Source organism: Lampropedia aestuarii (assembly GCF_004803635.1).
Lineage (GTDB): Bacteria > Pseudomonadota > Gammaproteobacteria > Burkholderiales > Burkholderiaceae_C > Lampropedia > Lampropedia aestuarii.
Genome location: NZ_SSWX01000003.1, coordinates 189,265 through 211,766 on the forward strand (window position 1 = coordinate 189,265; position 22,502 = coordinate 211,766).

The 22,502-nt window shown below is 58.4% G+C and carries 19 protein-coding genes; 10 read left to right on the forward strand and 9 right to left on the reverse strand.

Translation table 11 applies throughout. The features are described from left to right. Window positions 1-93: 93 nt before the first annotated feature. Entirely contained in the window at window positions 94-1,800 is a 1,707-nt protein-coding gene (gene recJ / locus E8K88_RS03570; protein WP_420813554.1) for a single-stranded-DNA-specific exonuclease RecJ, read from the reverse strand. A 187-nt stretch (window positions 1,801-1,987) separates the two neighbouring features. Here recJ and E8K88_RS03575 point away from each other — a divergent pair, with 187 nt between their 5' ends. Together E8K88_RS03575 and E8K88_RS03580 are read left to right on the forward strand one after the other, a co-directional pair. After that, the gene (locus E8K88_RS03575; protein WP_136405273.1) at window positions 1,988-3,928 is read left to right on the forward strand and encodes a choice-of-anchor I family protein; all 1,941 of its coding nucleotides are present in this window, start codon (window positions 1,988-1,990) and stop codon (window positions 3,926-3,928) included. 229 nt (window positions 3,929-4,157) lie between these two features. Then, on the forward strand, window positions 4,158-4,907 hold the full coding sequence (locus E8K88_RS03580) for an SDR family oxidoreductase (protein WP_136405274.1): 750 nt from the start codon (window positions 4,158-4,160) through the stop codon (window positions 4,905-4,907). 243 nt (window positions 4,908-5,150) lie between these two features. Here E8K88_RS03580 and E8K88_RS03585 read toward each other — a convergent pair whose 3' ends face one another. Next, window positions 5,151-6,164 (reverse strand): hypothetical protein, encoded by a 1,014-nt coding sequence (locus E8K88_RS03585; RefSeq protein WP_136405275.1) that lies wholly within the window; start codon window positions 6,162-6,164, stop codon window positions 5,151-5,153. Window positions 6,165-6,410: 246 nt separating this feature from the next. After that, entirely contained in the window at window positions 6,411-7,325 is a 915-nt protein-coding gene (locus tag E8K88_RS03590) for a LysR family transcriptional regulator (RefSeq protein WP_136405276.1), read from the reverse strand. Window positions 7,326-7,418: 93 nt separating this feature from the next. Here E8K88_RS03590 and E8K88_RS03595 point away from each other — a divergent pair, with 93 nt between their 5' ends. Beyond that, window positions 7,419-8,165 carry a sulfite exporter TauE/SafE family protein gene (locus tag E8K88_RS03595; protein WP_136405277.1) on the forward strand — a complete coding sequence of 249 codons (747 nt, stop codon included), beginning with the start codon at window positions 7,419-7,421 and terminating at the stop codon, window positions 8,163-8,165. Window positions 8,166-8,303: 138 nt separating this feature from the next. Here E8K88_RS03595 and E8K88_RS03600 read toward each other — a convergent pair whose 3' ends face one another. Beyond that, the gene (locus E8K88_RS03600; protein WP_136405278.1) at window positions 8,304-10,088 is read right to left on the reverse strand and encodes an IlvD/Edd family dehydratase; all 1,785 of its coding nucleotides are present in this window, start codon (window positions 10,086-10,088) and stop codon (window positions 8,304-8,306) included. A gap of 523 nt (window positions 10,089-10,611) precedes the next feature. On the opposite strand from E8K88_RS03600, the gene E8K88_RS03605 reads away from it, so the two are divergent. The 7 genes from E8K88_RS03605 (at window position 10,612) to E8K88_RS03635 (ending at window position 18,143) form a co-directional block, all read left to right on the forward strand. Beyond that, complete coding sequence (locus E8K88_RS03605; protein WP_205880015.1) at window positions 10,612-12,081, forward strand: FAD-binding oxidoreductase; 1,470 nt, start codon at window positions 10,612-10,614, stop codon at window positions 12,079-12,081. A gap of 37 nt (window positions 12,082-12,118) precedes the next feature. Beyond that, the gene (locus E8K88_RS03610; protein WP_136405279.1) at window positions 12,119-12,847 is read left to right on the forward strand and encodes a FadR/GntR family transcriptional regulator; all 729 of its coding nucleotides are present in this window, start codon (window positions 12,119-12,121) and stop codon (window positions 12,845-12,847) included. Window positions 12,848-12,965: 118 nt separating this feature from the next. Next, a complete protein-coding gene (locus E8K88_RS03615; RefSeq protein WP_136405280.1) occupies window positions 12,966-14,177 on the forward strand; it encodes a fumarylacetoacetate hydrolase family protein in 1,212 nt (403 codons plus the stop codon). 136 nt (window positions 14,178-14,313) lie between these two features. After that, a complete protein-coding gene (locus E8K88_RS03620) occupies window positions 14,314-14,859 on the forward strand; it encodes a TRAP transporter small permease (protein ID WP_136405281.1) in 546 nt (181 codons plus the stop codon). Further along, window positions 14,856-16,133 (forward strand): TRAP transporter large permease subunit, encoded by a 1,278-nt coding sequence (locus tag E8K88_RS03625; RefSeq protein WP_136405282.1) that lies wholly within the window; start codon window positions 14,856-14,858, stop codon window positions 16,131-16,133. Before E8K88_RS03620 ends, E8K88_RS03625 begins: the two co-directional genes overlap by 4 nt. Before the next feature lie 86 nt (window positions 16,134-16,219). Next, window positions 16,220-17,236, forward strand: a complete 1,017-nt coding sequence (locus tag E8K88_RS03630) for a TRAP transporter substrate-binding protein (RefSeq protein WP_136405283.1) — start codon at window positions 16,220-16,222, stop codon at window positions 17,234-17,236. 91 nt (window positions 17,237-17,327) lie between these two features. After that, a complete protein-coding gene (locus E8K88_RS03635; protein ID WP_420813555.1) occupies window positions 17,328-18,143 on the forward strand; it encodes an SDR family oxidoreductase in 816 nt (271 codons plus the stop codon). Between the two features lie 214 nt (window positions 18,144-18,357). Here the strand turns inward: E8K88_RS03635 and E8K88_RS03640 are convergent, their stop codons facing one another. From E8K88_RS03640 to E8K88_RS03660, 5 genes are all read right to left on the reverse strand, one after another. Then, on the reverse strand, window positions 18,358-19,104 hold the full coding sequence (locus tag E8K88_RS03640; RefSeq protein ID WP_136405284.1) for an amino acid ABC transporter ATP-binding protein: 747 nt from the start codon (window positions 19,102-19,104) through the stop codon (window positions 18,358-18,360). A 108-nt stretch (window positions 19,105-19,212) separates the two neighbouring features. Further along, a complete protein-coding gene (locus tag E8K88_RS03645; RefSeq protein ID WP_136405285.1) occupies window positions 19,213-20,037 on the reverse strand; it encodes a transporter substrate-binding domain-containing protein in 825 nt (274 codons plus the stop codon). Window positions 20,038-20,092: 55 nt separating this feature from the next. Then, window positions 20,093-20,743, reverse strand: a complete 651-nt coding sequence (locus tag E8K88_RS03650; RefSeq protein ID WP_136405286.1) for an amino acid ABC transporter permease — start codon at window positions 20,741-20,743, stop codon at window positions 20,093-20,095. Then, a complete protein-coding gene (locus tag E8K88_RS03655) occupies window positions 20,744-21,415 on the reverse strand; it encodes an amino acid ABC transporter permease (protein WP_136405287.1) in 672 nt (223 codons plus the stop codon). It lies immediately after the preceding gene. Between the two features lie 221 nt (window positions 21,416-21,636). Next, a complete protein-coding gene (locus E8K88_RS03660) occupies window positions 21,637-22,494 on the reverse strand; it encodes a fumarylacetoacetate hydrolase family protein (protein ID WP_136405288.1) in 858 nt (285 codons plus the stop codon). Window positions 22,495-22,502: the final 8 nt, after the last annotated feature.

A 22,502-nucleotide genomic window follows, 5' to 3' on the forward strand; every position in this document is an offset into this window, starting at 1 on the left:
GGTTTTTTCTAACAGATGAGGAAAAGTCCGAGGCAGGCATGGACTGCCAATGGCATCGCCAGCGCCATAGCCAGCGCCAGTCCTGATGCGTTGTTAAGCCTGTGCTTCCACCAGAAAACGCAGGCGTTTACGGCCCATCCACTCGTCGGTTTCGAGCCGGTAGGCCAGCTCGGTTTGCGCGGCCACGCGCTCGGTGCGGCCAAACCAAATGCCTTCGACCACCTGGCCATGGTGCAGCACTTTGATGGCCAGGTGCTTGCCGGCGACGACACGCTGCTCCAGCACGTGCAGCGACTCCATGAACAGCGGCGCAGCGAAGCCCTGGCCCCAAACCTGCATTTGCAGCGCCTCGGCGGTTTCTATCGAGCGAAACTGCGCGGGCAAAGGGCCATCCACCCAAACCTCGCCTTGCAGCGCCGCATCATCGAGCCACTCTTGCGCAATCGTTTGCATGGCTTGCTGGAACAGCGGTAAATGCTCGGCGCGAATCGTGCAGCCTGCAGCCATGGCGTGGCCGCCAAATTTTTCCAGCACCTCGGGGTGGCGTTTGGCCAGCAGGTCCAGCGCATCGCGCAAATGGAAGCCCGCAATCGAGCGGCCTGAGCCCTTGAGCAAGCCGGCGTTGTCGCTGCTGGCGCCTGGCGCGAATACGAACGTGGGGCGGTGGAACTGCTCTTTGATGCGGGCTGCGACAATGCCGACCACGCCTTCGTGAAAGCCTTCGTCCGATACCGTGATGGCCGCTGGCATGCGGGTATTACGGGCGAGTTTCTGCAACACGCTGCCAATCGCGACCTGCTTCATATCGGCTTCGAGGTCACGCCGCAGCTTGTTGATGTCGTCCAGCGCCTGGGCCAGTTCCTCGGCTTTGTGTGGATCGTCGGTCAGCAGGCACTCAATGCCCAACGTCATGTCGGTCAAACGGCCTGCCGCATTGAGGCGCGGTGCCAGGGCGAAGCCCAGGTCATTGGCGTGCGCGCGGGCATGGTTGCGGCGGCTGATCTCGAACAAGGCCGCCATGCCAGGCGGCAATTGGCCCGCACGAATGCGTGCCAACCCTTGGCTGGCCAGCAGCCGGTTGTTCGCATCCAGCGGCACCACATCGGCCACTGTGCCCAACGCCACCAACGGCAGCAGCGCATCAAGGCGGGGTTGCGATTGGGGGGTGAACACGCCGCGCTCGCGCAGCAGGCTGCGCAGCGCCAGCAAGGCGTAGAAGATCACGCCCACACCGGCCAGGTTTTTACTCGGGAAGTTGCAGCCCGGCTGGTTTGGGTTGATCAGGGCGTCAGCCGCTGGCAAGACCGCGCCGGGCAAATGGTGGTCGGTGACCAGCACCTTCATGCCCAGCGCCTGCGCGTGGGCCACTCCCTCAATGCTGGCAATGCCGTTGTCCACCGTGACCAGCAGTTCAGCGCCTGTTTGTTTGACGCGCTCGGCCAATTTGGGGGTCAAACCATAGCCGTCTTCAATCCGGTTGGGCACCAAATAATCGAGGTTGGTCGCGCCCAGCATGCGCAGACCGCGTAGAGCGACGGTGCAGGCCGTTGCGCCATCGCAGTCGTAATCGGCCACCACACAAATACGCGCTTGGCTGGCAATCGCATCGGCCAGCAAGTGAGCGGCTTGCTCCGTGCCTTTGAGCTGGTTGGGCGGGATCAAGGCTTGCAGGCGGGCGTCGAGCTGCTGGGGGGAATCAATGCCTCTGGCGGCAAATAGCTGAGCCAAAAAAGGATGGGTGCCGGTTTGCACCAGCGTTTGCATTGCGTCAGGGAGAGGGGAGCGTTGGCGAAATTTCACGGATCAATCAAATTCAAAACGGTAGGGGCAAGGCCTGCGCGCCAATGATAGACGCTTCGTTTGGAGATGCAGCCAAAGGGCTTTGCGCGCATAGGTTCGGCTGCCTGTGGGGCTGAAGTCAATTGTCATCTCTTCGTCACTTTTGCTGTCTATAAAAGCACTTTTTACAATATAACGAAATATTTCCATGACGACTTTCTCTGCGAAAAAAGCACCTTTTCCGTTCCAACTGCGCAGCCTGACGGTGGTGCTTACCGCTGCGGTGCTGGCCGCATGCGGCGGCAGTGACAGCGATGATGCCAGCTTGCCTGTGACCCCTGCCACGGTGTCACTGGAAAAAATCGGCTCCTATTCAGCCGGTGTGTTTGGGCAAAGCGCAGCGGAAATCGTCGCTTTCCACAAAACCAGCAAGCGCGCGTTCGTTGTGAATGCCGAAGCCGGCGCCCTGGATGTGCTGGACCTGAGTAACCCAAGCCAGCCACGCAAAATCCAGACGCTCAGCACCAAGGACGTGGTGGCAGTCGACATGGCCGGCGCGCAAATCAACAGCGTGGCTGTGCATGGCGATGTGGTGGCGCTGGCTATCGAGGCCAATCCCAAAACCGATCCTGGTCGCGTAGCCTTGCTCAACGCCAATAGCCTGGCCAAGCTGGCTGACGTGCAAGTGGGCGCGCAGCCTGACAGCATCGTCTTCACACCCGATGGCAAGCATGTACTGACGCCCAATGAAGGCGAGCCCAACAACGATTACTCGGTCGATCCTGAAGGCTCGATCAGCATCATCGCCGTGGCCGATCCGACCAAGCCTGTAGTTCGCACGGCCGCCTTCACCGCTTTTAATGGCCAAGAGCGCGCTTTGCGCGCCCAGGGCGTGCGTATTTTTGGCCCGGCGAGCAACCAGCAAACCTATGGCGCAGGCAACCTCAGCAGCGCAGCCAAGGATTTTGAGCCAGAGTACATAGCCGTTTCCTCGGACAGCAAGACTGCCTGGGCCACGCTGCAGGAAAACAATGCATTGGCCAAGATCGACATCGCCAGCGCGACTGTGACAGCGATTCTGCCGCTGGGCTACAAGGATTACGGCCAAGTGGGCAACGAAATCGATGCCTCTGATAACCCAGCGGGCATCCATATCAAGACTTGGCCAGGTGTGGTGGGCATGTACCACCCCGACACCATTGCGTCTTTCGCCGCTGGCAGTACAACCTATTTGGTGACGGCCAACGAAGGCGACTCACGCGCCTGGGGCGAGGACGATGACGCGTACTGGGCGGGGGACCGCAGCAAAGGCTTTGTCGAAGAATTCCGCGTCAAGCACCTGGTGCACAAGGGCGGCTTTGACCGCCGAGCCAATGACGACCTGCCGCCGCAATTGCGCGACCTGGCCGCTGGCGCATTGCTCAATCCCAGCATTTTCAATTACTGCGGCGCCACTGCCGGTGAACCGGGCGATTGCCGCTCAGACGCTGTGCTGGGCCGCTTGAACATCAGCTGGACCGAAGGCTTCCAAAAGAACGCCGACGGCACGCCAAGGCTCTACAACGCAGCCGGTGTGGTGGATGCCAATGGCGACCGCCTGATGTACGACACGCTGCATTCCTATGGGGCACGCTCGATCTCGATCTGGGACGAGAACGGCGCGCAAGTATGGGATTCAGGCGCGCAGTTGGAGCAATTCATTGCCAACCAAATCACAACCCGCACAGGTAAATCCTGCACGATCACAGACGGTGCCGCTACGGTCAACTGCGCAAGCTACTTCAACTCCGGCCATGACGAGGGCGATGCCTTTGACAGCCGCAGCGATGCCAAAGGCCCCGAGCCTGAAGGCCTGACGGTGGGCACGATTGGCGAGAAAACTTTTGCCTTCATAGGTCTTGAGCGCTTTGGTGGCGTGGTTGTGTATGACATCACCGACCCGAAACAACCTACGCTGGAAGACTATCTGAACACCCGCACCGAATGGGCCAGCGACCCTGAGACGAATCTGGCGGCTGTGGGCGACCTGGGCCCAGAAGGTTTGGCATTTGTGTCTGCCGCCGATTCGCCCAATGGCAAGCCGTTGTTGCTGGTTGGCAATGAAGTCAGCGGCACGACAACAGTATTTCAGTTGAACCTCGCGTACTGAGTCATGCCCGCTGCGATTGCCAGCACATCTGTAAGTTTTTTTGTCTGCGGCAGATGGTGCTGAAATCAGCCACTGGCCCATCAAGACATGCCCGTTTGAGCAAGCGCTCCTGCACCCTTGCCACCATTGAATGCTTCTGCGCTGATTTGAGGGCAAGAAACGGAGTTCTGGGCGATGCAGGAACAAATACGATGCGAATCCTTAATGAAACACGAAGGAAATTGCATTTATGGTTTTGCTTGATGGAAAAGTTGCTGTTGTCACTGGCGCATCTTCCGGTATTGGACGCGCCATCGCAACGCTGTTTGCCGCGCACGGCGCGGCGGTCATTCTCACCGCAAGGCGCGAAGCACTGCTCAACGAAGTCGCGGGCATGATTGGGCAAAACGGTGGTCGCGCCGAGGTTGTGGTGGGGGATATTGGTCGTCCTGAGACCCACGAGCAAGTGATGGACGCTGCAATCAGCAAGTTTGGAGGACTGGACATTGCGGTCAACAACGCCGGTATTGTCGGTGCCTTCAAACCGCTGACCGAGATAACGCCAGAGGAATGGCAGCAGACAATGGAGACCAATCTTACGGCGGCCTTCCTTGGCGCTCGCAGCCAGATTCCGGCCATGCTCAATCGCGGTGGCGGTTCGATTGTCTTTATATCGAGCTTCGTGGGCACCAGCGCAGGACTCCCCGGTATGACGGCCTATGGCGCCTCGAAAGCGGGGTTAATGGGCTTGGTAAAGGGGATCACTGCTGAATATGCAGTTCAAGGCATACGGGCGAATGCGCTTTTGCCAGGCGGAACCGATACCGAGATAGCAGGGGACAAGAGCGCCAAGGACTGGGCTGCAGGGTTGCACGCCATGAAGCGGCTCGCTCGACCAGAAGAGATTGCGTCCGCTGCGCTTTTTCTTGCAAGCCCTATGTCGAGTTTTGTGACAGGGTCAGCCTTGTATGCAGATGGTGGTAACGCAGCAGTGAAGTGACGCAGCGTGGCGTCTGATGGATTTGGAGTGGTTTGCCAGTAGCCCTTAATGAGCAGGTTCGTGCTTTCGTTGATTTTTTCTTCAATACATCCGGACATCTGCACAGCCAAGGCAACGAATGATCAGATCCAGTCTGTTTGCCCATGTCTGTTTTGGATGCCCGTTCATATCGACATGCTTGTCACTGCCTGCTTTGGAAGGTGGTTGTGGAAAACCTGCTTAATCTCTGCCATGTAGGGATGTTCAAAGTTGCTGTAACAACGCAAGCAATGGGTCTTTTCTGCGCCAGTGGGTCGCAGTCTGAGAAAGGCGACGCCACAGGGAAGGCTTGTGAAACTCTAACGTGACCGCTTGCTGGTCACCGCACAGAATCAGCTGCACCGCTTGGCCTTGTTGCGAGGCATGACGCAAGATCTTGTCCAGCGCTTGGTCCAGCACCTGCCATGCGCTGTACCAGGCGTAGTAATCGCCTTGTAGCGCGGCAATTCTGAGTGCGTCGTGCACGACAATGGTGTTGGCAGGTGCACCGGCCTGGGCTGCTGGGCTTGCAGGTGTGGTGCCTGTGCCCCACACCCAGAGTGCATTCACGGCGGGTTGTCTTTGCGCTTCGCGCTCATCGTTGACCGCATGGTTGTAGAGCAGCATTTGTGCTTCGGTTTGCAGGCGCTGCAGTGTTTGCGTTTGCCGAAAATTAGGCATCCAGGCGCGAACATCGCGGTTGATGGCTTTGTCAAGCGAGGGTAGAGCCAGGCCATGCAACCAATCGGCTTTGGCCAACCAGATGCCGTTTGGCAGCAAATGAATTTCTAGGCCGTCTTCGGCCCACAGGCTGAGCACGGCATCACGCAGTTGCTGGTTGTGCGTGCTGCTCACTGCCAGCGCGGCCGGGTTGAGTAGGGTAATTGCGTCGGTGGTGATGTGCAGGTGGGCCGGTGCCATCAAGGCCCAGCCCTGGCCAGCTTGTAGCGTATGGCCGTGCTGGGCGGCAACCCAGGCTGCCAGAGAGGGTGGCGCTTGTGTGTGGCTGTCTTGCGAGCCGTTGAATGCGGTGCTTGGCCAGGCGGTGTTGAGTAAGGCCAACTCATGGGGGGCGCTGAAACTGTCTTCAGGCAGGCGCAGCCAATGGCTGGGCGCAAGTGTTTGCGAGGTCAGCCAAGACTGCAAGGCAGGTAAAGCCAGAGTGGTCTTGGTGGCCTGTAAGAAGTCTTGCATGCCGTTAATGGCAGCAAAGGGGACGATGTGGGAAGAGCTGAGCATGACAAAAGATCGCCTGAAAGACCGCTGCTATGAATCTGCCAGACAGCGTCGGTGGTGCAAAACAGATGGGCGAATTGTGCACGTTGTGCGAGAAGATCGGCCAGTCGTTATTGTGGGGAATGCATGGCGTAGCATGCTGGTGTGGACAATGGCCGTGCGCATGCACATGGGCAACAGCGCATTGTAAATGCGCTTGCGCTGTGAGCGCTCAATGCAGCTTTCATTGCTGTCCAATGGCCGCATCATTTAGATACAGGGTTGGCTTGAATGAACTTCTGGACTGCCTCCCAAGTGCTGCAGCAAGGATTGCATCGGCGCGCTCAAGGATGTCCAGGATTGAAAGCACAGGCACAGCTGGCGCTGGGCCCAGGGCTCGTTGAGGCGGACGGTGCGCAAGCCCAGACGGCGGCGGTAGAGTTTGGCAATCGCATGCGGCACGATGGCCAGGCCAACGCCGTGTGCGACCATTTCGCTCAGGCCTTCAAAGCTGGTCATGTGGATACGCCAGCGCAGTACCTGGCCGCCTGCGCGTGCCTGCTCATCGATATGGTTTTGCAGCGCACTGCCGAGCGAGAGCCCGACCAGTTGTTCCTGTTGCAGCTGCGCCAGGCGCACCTGTTTGCTGCCAACCAGTGCGTGGCTGGCAGGCACAATAAGCACCAATTGGTCTGGCGCGACTGGCTGCATGACCAGGTCAGGCGCTTGCACAGCGTCTGAGGCAATGCCGGCCTCGACCAAGCCGCTGCGCACACTGCGCACAATATCGCTGCTGGTGCGCTCTTGCAGATCCAGTTGCAAACGCGGGCGCTGGGCCAGCCAAGGTGCCAGGCGTGGCGGCAAAAAATGGGCTAAAGCGGCTGTGTTGGCGTGCAAGTGCAAGCGGCCGCATGCACCATTCGCATAGTCATGCAGTTGCGCTTTGAGCAGGCTTTGCTGCTGACCAATCAGGCGTGCATGGTGGGCCAGGGCTTCACCTGCTTCGGTGGTGGTGACGCCGCGTGCATGGCGCACCAACAAGGGAAGGCCGGCCTTGCTCTCCATATTACGCAGACGTTCGCTGGCAGAGGCCAGTGCCAGATGCACGCGCGCTGCACCTTGTGTGATGCTGCCAGCATCGACGACGTTGATGAATAAATGCAGGTCGGTGAAATCAAAATGCATGGTGTCTGCTTTTGGTGATGGCCTTCGGCAAATCCGAAGGCTGGTGGACAAATCCGCATTGTGCACATTCTCTGGCCAGGCTCCAATAGCGGCATGTATGATTCTTTCTTCTTTTGGACTGTCCTGGTCCTGGTGTTTCTGTTGGCTGGCCTGGTTAAAGGCGTCACTGGCATGGGCTTGCCCACGGTCGCGATGGGTTTGATGGGCCTGCTGATGTCGCCCGCAGAGGCTGTGGCGATGTTGTTGATGCCTTCGCTGGTGACCAATGTCTGGCAATGCGCGTCGGGCGGGCATGCGCTGCCATTGCTGCGGCGTTTTTGGCCCATGCTGCTGGCCATTGCCTTGGCCACCACCTTTGGCATGGGCGTATTGGTGTATGCCGACCCCACGAAAACTGGCTTTGCGCTGGGCGTGGCTTTGCTGCTGTACGCTTTGTACGCCTTGCTGGCGCCCAGTGTGCAGGTGCCGGCGCGTTGGGAGCGGCTGTTGTCACCCGTGATTGGCTTGCTGACTGGCTTGATTACTGGTGCGACAGGGGTGTTTGTGATGCCGGCTGTGCCGTACTTGCAGGCTTTGAATTTGGACAAAGACGCGTTGGTGCAAATGCTGGGCTTGTCATTCACGATCTCGACCCTGGCCCTGGGGGCTGGCCTGTACTGGCAAGGCGCATGGCAGCTGGGGCTGTTCGGCGTCTCGAGTTGGGCCATTGCGCCGGCTTTGGCTGGCATGTGGCTGGGGCAGCTGCTTCGCGCGCGCATCAGTGCCAAGCGCTTCAAGCAGATTTTTCTGGTCTTTCTGAGTTTGCTGGGCTTGCAATTGGCATTGGGCCCTTGGTTGTAAATGCAGGCTGGCAGCCAATGGGGCGCTGTATCGCAGAGACAAAAAAAGCAGCAAAGGCATGTCATTTGCTGCTTTCGTGCCAGCCAAGGCCTCAGCGCGCCAGTCGCTGCGCTGAGGCCTTGGGCTTGTATGTCCAGCTCAATGGTTGTGGCGCGGCATCGTTGCTGCGACGTTTTTGAACTGCACGGCCTGCTCAATCACAGCGCCTTCTGACAGGTGGCCGACAGTGGCGCGGTAGATTTGCTGCCATGGGGTGGCGCTGGCAGGCACGGCTGGAATACCGTCTTTTTTGCGCAGCTCGATCTCGGCATCATCGACCAGCATGTCGCAGCGGCCTTCGTTGAGGTCGATGCGCACGATGTCGCCAGTGCGGATCCAGGCCAGACCGCCGCCGACGGCGCTTTCAGGCGAGGCATTCAGAATCGATGGGCTGTCGGCAGTGCCCGATTGGCGGCCGTCGCCGATGGTGGGCAGACTGGTGATGCCTTTTTTCAGCAAAGCGTCTGGTGGTTGCATATTGACGACCTCGGCAGAGCCTGGCCAGCCCACTGGGCCCGCACCGCGAATGACCAGCACACAGTGTTCGTCGATGTTCAGCGCTGGGTCATTGATGCGGTGGTGGTAGTCTTCCGAGCCATCGAACACAATCGCGCGGCCTTCAAACACGCCTTCCTTGCCAGGCTGGCGCAGGTAGCGGTTGTGGAATTCTTCCGAAATCACGCTGGTTTTCATGATTGCGGCATCGAACAAATTGCCACGCATCACGCTAAAGCCCGCATTCTCTTTAAGTGGCTCTGCAAACGGGCGAATCACTTCGCGGTCGGTGGATTCGCGGCCCTCGACGTTCTCAGCCACGGTGCGGCCAGTGACGGTCAGACAGTTTTCGTTGAGCAGGCCTTGTTGCAGCAATTCCCACTGGATCGCCGGTACGCCACCGGCGCGGTGAAAGCGCTCGCCCAGGTACGCGCCAGCGGGCTGCACATTGGCCAGCAATGGCAGCTTGTAGCCATGCTCGCGCCAGTCATTCAGGTGCAGATCGACACCAGCGTGGCGGGCCATCGCCATCAGGTGCGGGGGGGCATTGGTCGAGCCGCCGATCAAGGTGTTGACGCGGATCGCGTTGATGAAGGCGTCGCGGGTGAGAATGTCTGAGGGCTTGATGTCTTCGTGCACGATCTCGACTGCGCGGCGGCCCGTGCGGTAGGCCATTTGGCCGCGCTCGCGGTATGGTGCAGGAATGGCAGCGCAACCTGTCAGCGACATGCCCAGTGCTTCGGCCATCGCATTCATTGTCGAGGCGGTGCCCATGGTGTTGCAGTGGCCCACTGAGGGTGCCGAGCCGAGCGCCGCATCCATGAATTGTTCTTCGTTGATTTCCCCAGCTGCCAGTTTGCGGCGTGAGCGCCAGATCACTGTGCCAGAGCCCGCCAGCTCATTCTCGTGCCAGCCATCGAGCATCGGGCCGCCTGAGAGCACAATCGCCGGAATATTCACGGTCGCAGCGGCCATCAAGGCAAACGGCGTGGTTTTGTCACAGCCGGTGGTCAGCACCACGCCATCAATCGGGTAGCCGTACAGAATTTCCACTAGGCCCAAATAGGCGAGATTGCGGTCCAATGCGGCTGTGGGGCGTTTGCAGTTTTCGAAGATTGGGTGGGTTGGGAATTCGATGGGGATGCCACCGGCGTCACGGATGCCGTCGCGGACGCGGCGCACCAAATCGACGTGCACGCGGTTGCATGGCGTCAAATCGCTGCCGCTTTGGGCAATGCCGATGATGGGTTTGCCTGAGCGCAGTTCCTCGGGCGTGATGCCGTAGTTCATGAAGCGCTCCAAATACAGCGCGGTCATGTCGATGTGGTCTGGGTTGTCGAACCAGTCGAGCGAGCGCAGACGGCGAGGGGCGTTGGTTTTTTGATCCATGGTGTGACTCATCGGAAGGGGAGGGGGGCTGGTCTGCCTGCGGCATGCGTTGGGCTCAGTTGGGCAGGCACCCGTCTTGGCCTGGCGCAGCTTGGGCTCTTAGATCGTAAACACGTTCTAAAACGAATCGCTGTGTTTGGCAGGCACGCAATGGCTTGCCAAGCGCTGGCGGTGTTAGCTGCGCAAAGGCATGCCGCGCAGGACGATGCCTGTGCGGCGGCTGTTTGCTTGTGCTGTTGGTGCGCTGAAGGGGCAGGACCTCACCATGGCTCGATGCCAACGTGTTGCCAACGTTGGTTGCCATGCGCGGCCCATGCTTGCGCTGTGTGTGGCGCTGATGTGCATGTTTGTCTCCTGATTTTTTTTCTAGGTGTTTGCCTGATGTTGTGTAGCCAGGCAGTTTGGATACTGTATCATAACTTGTCTGACAATATGACAGCATGATGAGCAGATAAGCTGAAGGCCTCACAACAGGGCGCTAAAGCACTTCTGCACATAGATCACAACAACAAGGAGACCTGTGGTGAATACCGCTGATCTGGTTGAGGCCAGTCCATCCATCGAATCACTGCGCCAAGCGCTGCACAAAGCCTTGGGTGGCATCAATGCCTTGATGCAAGAAGCCGATATGGCCAGTTACTGCCGCGATTGGCATGGCGATGTAGAGGCAAGCGCAATTGCCGTGCTGCGTCCAGCCAATACCGAAGAAGTTGCGCACTGCGTGAAAACCTGCTCGCAGCTGGGCCTGTCCATCGTGCCGCAAGGCGGCAATACGGGCCTGGTGCTGGGCGGCATTCCCGATGCGCCAGCCAGCCAGGTTGTGCTGAGCCTGGAGCGCATGAGCCGCATTCGCCACATCGATGCGGAGGATTTTTCCGCCGTCGTGGATGCCGGCTGCATTCTGGAAGTGCTCAAAGACGCCGTGGCCGAGCAAGGCCTGTTTTTCCCGCTGTCGCTGGGGGCGCAAGGCAGCTGCCACATTGGCGGCAATGTCAGCACCAATGCGGGGGGCATCAATGTGCTGCGTTATGGCATGACACGTGATTTGGTGCTGGGCCTGGAAGTGGTGCTGCCCGATGGCTCAGTGCTAAACCTGTTGCGCACCTTGCGCAAGGACAACCGCGGCATTGATTTGAAGCAGTTGTTCATTGGCGCTGAAGGCACGCTGGGCATTGTGACGGCCGTTGCAATCAAGCTGTTTCCGCAGCCATTGCAGGTAGAGACCGCGCTGCTCGGCTTGCATTCGCTCGATGATGCGATTGCTTTGTACCGCCGCGCCCGCTATGAGTGCTGCGATTTGCTCTCGGCCTTTGAATTCATGCCGCCGTTGGCTTTTGATCTGGCGATTGAGGCCATGCCCGAATTGGTCATGCCGCTCGAAGCCGGCGCGCCCGCATATGTGCTGATGGAGGTCTCGGGTTCCGGACGCGTCGATGTGCGTGCCTTGCTTGAAGGCTTTTTGGAAGCAGTGATGGAAGAGGGCCTGGTGATCGATGGCACGATGGCCAGCACCAAGGCACAAAGCGCGCAGTTGTGGAGTTTTCGCGAAGGCATGAACGAAGGCCAGGCCAAACGCGGCCTGCATTTGCGCACCGATGTATCGGTGCCTTTGTCCAAACTGGCGGCATTTGTGCACGATACTTCGGCTGCGCTGACACTGGCCCTGCCAGAATGTGAGTCGCTGGCCTATGGCCATGTGGGCGATGGCAATGTGCATTTGAACGTGCTGCCGCCTGCATCCTATGGGCTGCAAGAGCGCCAGCGCGTGATTGCGACTGGCAAGAAAATTATCAACGAATGGATCGACCGTTACGACGGCAGCATCAGTGCAGAGCACGGTATTGGGCGTTTGAAACTCGCCGATTTTGAGGCGCGCCTGCCAGCTGCGCAACGCCGTGTACTCGAAGGTTTGCGACAGGTCATCAATCCCGCAGGGCTGATGAACCCCCGCTGCATTCTGAGCGATGCCAGCAGCCCAGAGTCGGCTGTGTAGTGTGGTTGCATTCGGTTTTTATATGCGAGATCAATGAATGACAGCCCCTGAATTCAAGCAAATGGCCAGATCGGAGCACTTTCCGTCGCGCATCGCGGACCAGATCCGCCATGAGATTGCGCTCGGAAAGCTCGTGCCCGGCAGCCGTTTGCCCACTGAGCTCAAGCTCTCGGACATGTTTGGTGTGAGTCGCAGCGTGGTGCGCGAGGCGATTGCGCAGCTGCGCAATGAAGGGCTGGTCGAGTCCAAACAAGGCGTGGGCGCGTTTGTGATCGACCCTGACAAGCGCCGCTTGATTCAGATTGGTGCCGAAGCCTTGAATCGCCCCGACCATTTCCGCAGCCTGTTCCAGCTGCGCGTGCCGCTGGAGATTGAAGCGGCTGGTCTGGCTGCGCTGCACCACGATGCCGAGCAACTGCGCCAAATGGACCAGGCGCAGCTGCGTATGGAGGGCTGTCCGTACTGGGCCGACGAGTGGATTGAAGCCGATCTGTTGTTTCACACCATTTTGGCCAGGGCCACAGGCAATGAGTATTTCAGCACCTTCTTGGGTTTTATTGGCGGGCATTTGAGCCAGTCGATCAGCGCCGGGCGCACAGAGTCCAAGCTGGAGCAGATTGTCGAGTTGACGATTGCCGAACATGCGGCCATTCGCGATGCAGTGGCAGCGCGTGATCCCCAGGCGGCCCGTGCAGCCATGGGGGTGCACATCGCCAATGCCGCCAGCCGTTTGAATCTGGAGCTGGAGGGTGTGAACCGCAAATGAAAAGCAAGGGTGCCGCCAGAGTGCGGGCCAACGGGTAAAGATGACAATTGGCAGCGCTAGCCGCAGCGACACAGCTGGCAGCGCATGCATCACATGACAGTGCAATTTAGGAGACGAGATGTCGGAGACAAACATCGACAACAAGGCCGCAAGCAATCAAGCGGCACAAAGACGGTTAACAGCCGCTGAAATTCTGCCAACCGATTGGCAGCGCGCACAACTCGCCGGACGCGTGTGGCGCAATGACGTGAATGGCCCAGTGCCTGTGCTGGTGCTAGGTGGCGTGGTGTATGACGCCTCGGCCGTGGAGTGGACGCTGTCGGCGCTGCTCGAGCGCGAAGACCTGCTGGCCATTTGTGCCAGCCGCGCCAATCTGCAAGACATTGGCTCGGTCGATGACTACCTCAGCGGCGCCAAAGGCCGCTTGCTGGCCCCTGCCGATTTGCAATCGATCAAGGCCGCTGGCGTGACTTTTGCTGACAGCATGCTTGAGCGCGTGATTGAGGAGCAGGCCAAGGGCGATCCGCAACGTGCCCAGGCCATTCGTGAGCGCTTGGCCCCAGTGCTGGGTGACAGCTTGCGTGGCGTCGAAGCTGGCTCAGAGAAAGCCGCCGAAGTCAAGCGTCTGCTGCAGGACATGGGCCTGTGGTCGCAGTACCTGGAAGTGGGCATCGGCCCCGATGCGGAGATCTTCACCAAGTCCCAGCCGATGTCGGCCGTTGGTTGCGGCGAGCAAATTGGCATCCACCCCAACTCGCAGTGGAACAACCCCGAGCCTGAGGTCGTGCTGGCGGTCAACTCGCGTGGCCGCATCATCGGCATGACGCTGGGCAATGACGTGAACCTGCGTGATATTGAAGGGCGCTCGGCCTTGCTGCTGGGCAAAGCCAAGGACAACAACGCCTCTTGCGCGATTGGTCCTTTCATTCGCTTGCTCGATGGCCATTTTGGTCTTGAACAGGTCGCCTCTCTGGAAGTGTCCTTGCTGGTTGAAGGCACGGACGGTTTTGAGATGCAGGGCGTGAGCCCGATGGCTGCGATCAGCCGCAGCCCAGAGAATTTGGTGGGCCAACTGCTCAACCGCAACCACCAATACCCTGATGGCGTTTTGTTCTTTTTGGGCACGATGTTCGCGCCCGTCAAAGACCGCCATGGCCCAGGTCTGGGCTTTACCCATGCGATCGACGACCGGGTGGTGATTGCCACGCCCACCGTCGGTGCGCTGGTGAACTGGGTTGCACGCACCGATGTGTGCCCACCATGGGAATACGGCCTCGGTGACTTGTTTGCCCATCTGTTGCAACGCGCGAAAACGGCACAAGCGGCCTAACACCGCAACTACTGACTGATTGATTCCACAGCCTGCGGGCTGTGACCTACGGCAAAGCCTTTTCATCACAGATGAAGCTTTGCTGTGGGCGCAGCCTACCCCAAAACTTTCAAAAATGCGTTAGGAGACAGATGGGATGAAAGCCCTACAAGATCTTTTTTACCGGCTGCTCGGCTTTTTGCTGGTGTTTGCCTTGGCAGCCATGTGCGTGATGGTGTTTGGCAACGTGGTGCTGCGCTACGGCTTTAACCAGAGCCTGGTCGTCTCCGAGGAAATGGCGCGCTTTTTCTTTGTCTGGATGACCTTTGTGGGGGCCGTGCTGACGTTCCGTGAAAACGCCCACATTGGCATTGAAACACTGGTGCAGCGTCTCTCGCGCAAAGGGCGACTGGTGTGCATGTTCATGGCCAATATCGTGGTGATGGTGTGCGGCGCGGTGTTTGCAATGGGTGCCTGGGAGCAGCACGACATCAACGCCACGATGTTTGCCCCAGTGACCGGCTTGTCGCTGGCCTGGGTGTACGGCATTGGCATGTTCACCGGCGCTGGTGTGTTCCTGATTGCGTTGGGGCGCGTCTGGGATGTCGTCACAGGCAAAGTGACTGAAGAAGAAATCGCCCGTTTTGCAGGCGAGTACCACAATGAAGAAATCATGGATGCCGTGCGTGAGGTGAGCAAATGACCTTGTTGATTTTTATCGTGGCCCTGTTGGCGGCCATGGCCATTGGCACACCGGTGGCGTTCTCGCTGATGTTCTGCTCGCTGGTCCTGATGTTCCATCTGGACATGTTCGACACGCAAATCGTGGCCCAGCAAATGGTCACAGGCGCCAACACCTTCACCTTGCTGGCGATTCCGTTTTTCTTGCTGGCCGGGGAATTGATGAATGCCGGGGGCTTGTCGCGCCGCATCATTGATTTTGCGCTGGCCTGCGTCGGTCACATCCGTGGTGGTTTGGGCATTGTGGCGATTTTGGCAGCTGTCATCATGGCCAGCTTGTCCGGCTCCGCCGCAGCGGATTCGGCCGCACTGGCCGCGATTTTGATTCCGATGATGCGTGAAGCGGGCTACAACGTGCCGCGCGCAGCCGGTTTGATGGCTGCTGGTGGCGTGATTGCGCCCGTGCTGCCGCCTTCGCTGGCCTTCATCATCTTTGGTGTGGCTGCGAACGTCTCGATCAGCAAACTGTTCATGGCCGGTATTGCACCTGGCCTGATGATGGCCATTGCCTTGCTGATCACCTGGCTGATTCTGTGCGGCAAGATGGATGTCAAACCACTGCCACGTGCGGATATGAAAACCCGTCTGCGTGCCTCTGGCCGTGCGGCCTGGGCATTGGGTATGCCGGTGATTATCCTGGGTGGTATCCGTTTTGGCATCGTGACACCAACTGAAGCTGCTGTTGTGGCTGCGGTCTACGCCTTGTTTGTTGGCGTGTGTGTGTACCGCGAGTTGAAGCTCAAGGATCTCTACCATGTGCTGCTCAAAGCAGCCAAGACCACCTCGGTTGTGATGTTCCTGGTGGCCGCTGCGCTGGTGACTGCCTGGCTGATTACCGCTGCCGACATTCCAGGTGAATTGGGTGAGCTGATCTCGCCACTGATTGAGCGTCCAAAACTGTTGATGTTCACCATCATGGTGCTGGTTTTGATCATCGGTACGGCCTTGGACTTGGCGCCAACGATTCTGATTCTGACGCCTGTGCTGATGCCTGTGGTCATGCAAGCTGGCATTGACCCAATCTACTTCGGCGTGATGTTTGTGATGAACACCTGCATCAGCTTGTTGACGCCGCCAGTCGGGGTCGTGCTCAACGTGGTCAGTGGGGTGGCCAAAGTGCCGCTGGGCAAGGTGATCTGGGGTGTTGCCCCGTTCCTGTTCGCACAGATTTTTGTGATGTTCCTGCTGGTGCTGTTCCCACAACTGGTCATGGTGCCACTGGGCTGGCTGTATTGAGTTTCGCAGCAGCCTGGCTGATCTCCCTGAGGTCAGGCTGCTATTTTTCCTTTCGTATTTCTACATTCCCTTCCTAGGAGACAACTATGAAAAAAACACTGATTGCCGCGTTGCTCGCCTCTGTGGGCCTGGCGCTCTTGTCCACTCCTGCAATGGCGGACTTCAAAACCCGCAACATCCGCCTCTCCAACGGCCTGGCACCCGACCATCCGGTAGCCGATGGTGTCAAAGCCTTCAATGCCTGCCTGAGCGAAAAATCCGGCGGGAAAACCAAGATCACAGCGTATTGGAGCGGCTCGCTGGGCGATGACATCCAAGCCGTGCAAGCGCTGCGATCGGGTGTGCAAGAGGCGGTGATTCCATCGTCTTCGCCGCTGGTGGGCCTGGTGCCAGCGCTTGGCGTGTTTGACCTGCCATTCCTGTTTGAGAGCGAAGCCCAGGCCGATGCAGTGCTGGACGGCGAGTTTGGCGAGTTCATCAACAAAAAGTTTGAAGAAGTGGGCATCATCAACCTGGCATACTGGGAAAACGGTTTCCGCCAGGTCAGCAACTCCAAGCACCCAGTGACCAAATGGGAAGACATGGAAGGCCTGAAAATCCGTGTGATGCAAAACAACATCTTCCTGGACACCTTCCAGAACATGGGTGCAAACGCATCACCCATGGCCTTTAGCGAAATCTTCTCGGCGCTGGAAACCAAGGCCATTGATGCGCAAGAGAACCCGTACGTGACGATCGACACCTCCAAGTTCTACGAAGTGCAAAAATACGTCTCGGCCACCAACCATGCGTACACGCCATTCCTGGTGCTGTTCTCCAAGCGCATTTTTGACCGCTACAGCCCAGAAGAGCAGGCCGCATTGCGCGAATGCGCACAAGTGGGCGGCGCCAAGCAGCGTGAAGTGCAGCGTGACCTGTCGGTGCGCTCGCTGGCCGCCATCAAGGCCGCTGGCTTGGAGGTCAATGAGCTGAGTACTGAAGAAAAACAAAGAATGCGTGAAAAAGCGCAAGTCGTGTATGACAAGCACACCCCCACCATTGGTGCTGATGTCGTTGCCCGCGTGCAGGAAAGTATCCGCGCGTCCAGAGAAGCAGCCAAGTAATCACGTCCCCACAACCCATAGCGCAAGGCCGACTCGCCTTGGGTTATGGGTTTTTTTGTTTTCAGATTAGCAACACCACAAGGAGTGGGATGTGACAAACCCTTCTATAGCGCAGGCAGCTGCGCCAACCGCCCACCCAAAGGGCGCTGCACTGTTTGATTTGACAGGCCGCCATGCCTTGGTGACTGGCTCCACCCAAGGCATTGGCTTGGCTCTGGCACGCGGTCTGGCCGAGCATGGCGCGCATGTGATTCTCAATGGCCGCAATGCAACGCGCTTGGCAGCGGCCATTGCCCAATTGCAGCAAGAAGGCTTGAGCGTCAGCGGCAGCTGCTTTGATGTCGCCGATGCCCAGACCGCGCAAGCAGCGATTGATGCGATTGAGGCCAATGGCCAGCCCATTGACATCCTGATCAACAACGCCGGCATGCAGTTTCGCGCACCCTTGGAAGAGTTTCCCATTGAGCGCTGGGAGCAATTGATGCAGCTCAATGTGTCGAGCATTTTTTACGTCAGCCAAGCCGCTGCCAAGCACATGCTGGCACGTGGCAAGGGCAAGATCATCAATATCGCTTCGGTGCAAAGCGAGCTGGCCAGACCCGGTATTGCACCGTATGTGACCAGCAAAGGCGCGGTGCGCAACCTCACGCGCGGCATGGCCACCGACTGGGCCCGCAAAGGCCTGCAAGTCAATGGCATTGCACCGGGTTATTTCCGCACCGAGATGACTGAGCAGTTGGTCAATGACGCCGATTTCTCGGCCTGGTTGGCCAAGCGCACACCGGCTGGGCGCTGGGGCGATGTGCATGAGCTGGTAGGCGCTGCAGTGTTTCTATCCAGCGATGCATCGAGCTTCGTCAATGGCCAGTTGATCCATGTTGACGGCGGCATGACGATCAGCGTTTAAGGCATGCACTAGCCACACCAAAACCGCTCGGCCGAGCGGTTTTTTTATAAGAGCGTAAACATGTTCTTAAAACATCAGCGCTGTGTTGTGGCTTGCAACTGGGGGGCAAGGTCGCAACGCGGCAAACGTTGGCATTGCATGCTGCCAATGCCAACACCCCCTGGGGTGTGCAGGGGGTGGGTGCTAGGCGGCTGTATCAACAGCGCTTGTGCATTTAATGGTTCAGAATCTGGCCCAGGAAACTGCGTGTTTTGGGGTGCTGCGGCGAGTCAAAGAACAGATCGGGCGCGGCTTGCTCGACGATGTTGCCATCTGCCATGAAAATCACGCGGTCGGCCACGCTGCGCGCAAAGCCCATTTCGTGCGTGACGCACAGCATCGTGATGCCATCATTGGCCAGCGAAATCATCGTGTCCAGCACTTCCTTGACCATCTCGGGGTCGAGTGCCGAGGTCGGCTCGTCAAACAGCATGATCTCGGGCTTCATGCACAGCGCGCGTGCAATCGCCACCCGTTGCTGCTGGCCGCCAGACAATTGGCTGGGGTATTTGTGGGCCTGGTCGGGGATGCGGACTTTGCCCAGAAACTGCATCGCCGTGGCTTCGGCTTCTGCCTTACTCAGGCCCAGCGTTTTGATGGGCGCCAAAGTGCAGTTTTGCAACACCGTGAGGTGCGGAAACAGGTTGAACTGCTGGAACACCATGCCCACGTGCTGGCGGATTTTTTCGGCGTTGTGTTTATTCGCCGTCATGTCAATACCAGCGACGTGAATATGGCCGCCTTGGATACTTTCGAGCCCGTTGATGCAGCGAATCAGCGTGGATTTACCAGAACCGGACGGGCCGCAAATCACAATGCGTTCGCCCTTGCGCACCTGCAGGTCGATGCCGTTGAGCACTTTGAAAGTGCCATACCATTTCTCTACTTGTGAGAAGGTGATGAGGTGGTTCGTCTCGGTCATGCTTGTCCATTCTTACAGTGCGGGGCCTAAGCTGGTGAGTTGGCCGCTGATGTCTAAGAACGTGATTGCGGCCTGTGAGAAGACCGCAGTCACGTTCTATTGGGTCAATTATTTTTGTGGGTTGGTCACAGAAGGTGGCAGGCTCATGCCTACGCGCTTTTCAAAGATCTCATTGAGCTTGCCGTTGGCCACGTTGGTGGCGATGAACTCGTTGAGCTCAGCCAGCAGTTCCGGACGGTCTTTCTGGATCGTGATGCCCATCGCCTGCTCGTTGATGATGTATTGCACCTTGTACTTGCCTGGGAAGCGTTTTTGCGTGTCAGCGGCAATCACCGAAGAGGTGCCAGCCACATCGACCTGGCCCACCAACATCGCTTGCAGTGCGGATGCATCGTCGTCAAAGCGGCGCAGGCGTGTGCCTTCTGGTGCGACCTTGGTCACACCCAGATCGGTCGTGCTGGCGCGTGGTACACCAATGTTGTATTTGAGGAAGTCTTGTGGGCTCTCGATGGTGTTTTTCTCAGGACCGAGCAAGACCATGCTGGCTGCCGAGTAAGGGTTGGAGAAGTCAACCTGCTTTTGGCGCTCTGGCGTGATGGCCAGCGAAGCAATCAGCACGTCGGCCTTGTCTGTCAACAAGAACGGAATGCGGTTTGGGCCAGTCATGACCACGTATTCGAGTTTAGTGCCCAAATGGTCGGCCAACAATTGCGCGACATCGGCGTCGTAGCCGGCTGGCTCATTGCGGGCGTTCGAGGTTGCGTATGGTGGCCAGTCGACCATGATGCCCACACGCAGCGTGCCACGGTCTTTGATGGCTTGCAAGGCGTTGTCGGCCATCGCCGGTGCAGCAGCTGCTGCCATTGCCAAAGCGGCGCCAAACAGGGCCAGATTGGTGCTGAGGAATTTGCCTAATTGGAAAGGGGTGCGCATGCTCGTCTCCTGTTGTTGAACGTGGACATCACGTTGTCTGTGATTGAAAAAAAACTTACCGTGCGGAGCGCGCCAGGCGCCGCTCCATATGGGTGGCCAGCCGTGACAGTGGCCAGCACATGCAAAAGTACAAAGCGGCCACCAGGGAGAACACCAACACCGGCTCAAACGTAGCGTTGTTGATGATCTGGCCTGTGCGGGTCAGCTCGGTAAAACCAATGATTGCGGTCAGCGACGTGCCCTTGATGATTTGCACCATGAAGCCCACAGTGGGCGGCACGGCGACCTTGAAAGCCTGCGGCAGGATCACCTCTTTAATGCGGTGGAAGGTGCTCAGGTTCAGCGCCAATGCCGCTTCGGTCTGGCCTTTGGGAATGGCTTGGATGCAACCGCGCCAGATGTCGCCCAAAAACGCACTGGTGTTCAGAATCAAGGCAATGCTGGCAGCAATCCACGGATTGATATGCAGGCCCATGACTGGCGCGCCAAAGAAGATCAGGAACAGCTGCATCAGCAGTGGCGTGCCTTGGAACACCACGATGAAGGCTTGTGCAGGGCGCACCAGCCAGGCCGAAGTCGCAGTACGCATCAGCGCGATGATCAGGCCGCCAATGCTGCCGCCTACCAATGCAATGGCTGCGAGTGCCAGGGTCCAGCGGGCCGCTTCGACCAGCAGGATCACGTCGATATAGGTAAATTCACGCATTTATCGACCCTCTGGATAGTAAAGAAAACGTTGCCACAGCAGCTTGAACAGGCCCATGAACGCCAGTGACAGCAGGAAGTAAATGACGGTGACGACGATGTAGATCTCAAAGCTGCGGAAGGTGTCGGACTGGATGTTGGCCGCCACAGAGGCCAGGTCATCGGCAGAGATCGCAGACACTACGCTGGAGGTCAGCATCATCAGAATGAACTGGCTCGACAGCGCCGGGAAAATGGTTTTCAGGGCCGGGCGCAGCACCACGTGCATGAACACCTGGTAGCGTTTGAGGTTCAGCGCCAGACCGGCTTCAACCTGGCCTTTGGGAATGGACTCAATGCCTGCGCGCAAAATCTCGGTCGAGAATGCGCCCAGGTTCACAAACATCGCCACCAAGGCCGCAGTGGTCGCTGACCATTGCACGCCCAGTGAGGGCAGGGCGAAATAAAAGAAGAACAACTGCACCAGAAACGGGGTGTTGCGGATGATCTCGATATAGGCATCGATGGCCCAGCGCAGTGGCGCGATGCCACTGGTTTTGCCCCAGGCGCAGACAATGGCGATCAGCAAGCCAATCACCATCGCGGCCATCGACAGCTCGATGGTGCGCAGCGTGCCTTCTAGCAGCATGGGCCATGCTGCGTACACCGCATCAAATTGAAAATCGTAATTCATGAAGGTCGCTTTGCGGCTCAAATAAACAAGAACGTCTGGGCGTTCTAAGAGTCTTTTGCATGGACCGGTTGCGTATGTCTCCTCGCACCCGATAGGCCGATTGACCGAGGCCGCATAGGCAGCAGCACCGTGTGCTGCGCCAAGGCGACGCCCGCCATGTCAAGGGCCACAGAACGGCTCTTCATCAGAGTGCGTTCTGTCAGAAAGTGGTGGACCGGGGATTAGTCCAGCAGCGCTGGGTCCCAGGCAAACACCTGTTGGGTTTGCTCGCCCAGGCCTTCAATGCCCAGCTTGACGGTGTCACCCGCTTTGAGAAACACATGAGGCGTTTGGCCCAGACCCACGCCTGGTGGCGTGCCGGTCGAGATGATGTCGCCTGGGTACAGCGTGGTGAATTGGCTGATGTAGGACACCAGAGTCGCCACATCAAAAATCATGGTTTTGGTGCTGCCGTTTTGAAAACGCTTGCCGTTGACTTCCAGCCACATGCCCAGGTTTTGCGGATCGGCGATTTCGTCGCCAGTCACCAACCAAGGACCGATCGGGCCGAAAGTGTCGCAACCCTTGCCCTTGTCCCAGGTGCCGCTGCGCTCCAGTTGGTATTCACGTTCAGAGACGTCGTTGATGACGGCGTAACCGGCGACATAAGACAGCGCATCGTCTTTCTCCACATAACGGGCTTTGCTGCCGATGATGATGCCCAACTCCACCTCCCAGTCGGTTTTGACCGAGTTCTGTGGGAGCACGATGGGGTCATTCGGGCCGCTGGGCTTGGACCATTTGGTGAACAGAATTGGCTCGGCAGGCACGGGTGAGTTGGTCTCAGCCGCGTGGTCGCTGTAGTTCAGGCCCACACACAGGAATTTGCCAGGATTTTGCAACGGCGTGCCAATGCGTCCGACCGGCTCGATCACTGGCAGCGTGTTGGTGTCCAGTGCGCGCAGTTTTTGCAGGTTCTCTGGGGTCAGTGTGTCAGCTGTGATGTCGCTGATAACGCCCGACAAATCGCGGGCCTGGCCTTGCGCATCCAGCAAGGCGGGGCGCTCTTGGCCGACTGGGCCATGGCGGAATAATTTCATGGGATTCT

What these genes read in the sequence shown, in the direction of transcription:
- E8K88_RS03575 (WP_136405273.1), top strand. Translation starts at nt 1,988, where the DNA reads ATGACGACTTTCTCTGCGAAAAAAGCACCTTTTCCGTTCCAACTGCGC.
- E8K88_RS03580 (WP_136405274.1), top strand. Translation starts at nt 4,158, where the DNA reads ATGGTTTTGCTTGATGGAAAAGTTGCTGTTGTCACTGGCGCATCTTCC.
- E8K88_RS03585 (WP_136405275.1), bottom strand. Translation starts at nt 6,164, where the DNA reads ATGCTCAGCTCTTCCCACATCGTCCCCTTTGCTGCCATTAACGGCATG.
- E8K88_RS03590 (WP_136405276.1), bottom strand. Translation starts at nt 7,325, where the DNA reads ATGCATTTTGATTTCACCGACCTGCATTTATTCATCAACGTCGTCGAT.
- E8K88_RS03595 (WP_136405277.1), top strand. Translation starts at nt 7,419, where the DNA reads ATGTATGATTCTTTCTTCTTTTGGACTGTCCTGGTCCTGGTGTTTCTG.
- E8K88_RS03600 (WP_136405278.1), bottom strand. Translation starts at nt 10,088, where the DNA reads ATGGATCAAAAAACCAACGCCCCTCGCCGTCTGCGCTCGCTCGACTGG.
- E8K88_RS03610 (WP_136405279.1), top strand. Translation starts at nt 12,119, where the DNA reads ATGACAGCCCCTGAATTCAAGCAAATGGCCAGATCGGAGCACTTTCCG.
- E8K88_RS03615 (WP_136405280.1), top strand. Translation starts at nt 12,966, where the DNA reads ATGTCGGAGACAAACATCGACAACAAGGCCGCAAGCAATCAAGCGGCA.
- E8K88_RS03620 (WP_136405281.1), top strand. Translation starts at nt 14,314, where the DNA reads ATGAAAGCCCTACAAGATCTTTTTTACCGGCTGCTCGGCTTTTTGCTG.
- E8K88_RS03625 (WP_136405282.1), top strand. Translation starts at nt 14,856, where the DNA reads ATGACCTTGTTGATTTTTATCGTGGCCCTGTTGGCGGCCATGGCCATT.
- E8K88_RS03630 (WP_136405283.1), top strand. Translation starts at nt 16,220, where the DNA reads ATGAAAAAAACACTGATTGCCGCGTTGCTCGCCTCTGTGGGCCTGGCG.
- E8K88_RS03640 (WP_136405284.1), bottom strand. Translation starts at nt 19,104, where the DNA reads ATGACCGAGACGAACCACCTCATCACCTTCTCACAAGTAGAGAAATGG.
- E8K88_RS03645 (WP_136405285.1), bottom strand. Translation starts at nt 20,037, where the DNA reads ATGCGCACCCCTTTCCAATTAGGCAAATTCCTCAGCACCAATCTGGCC.
- E8K88_RS03650 (WP_136405286.1), bottom strand. Translation starts at nt 20,743, where the DNA reads ATGCGTGAATTTACCTATATCGACGTGATCCTGCTGGTCGAAGCGGCC.
- E8K88_RS03655 (WP_136405287.1), bottom strand. Translation starts at nt 21,415, where the DNA reads ATGAATTACGATTTTCAATTTGATGCGGTGTACGCAGCATGGCCCATG.
- E8K88_RS03660 (WP_136405288.1), bottom strand. Translation starts at nt 22,494, where the DNA reads ATGAAATTATTCCGCCATGGCCCAGTCGGCCAAGAGCGCCCCGCCTTG.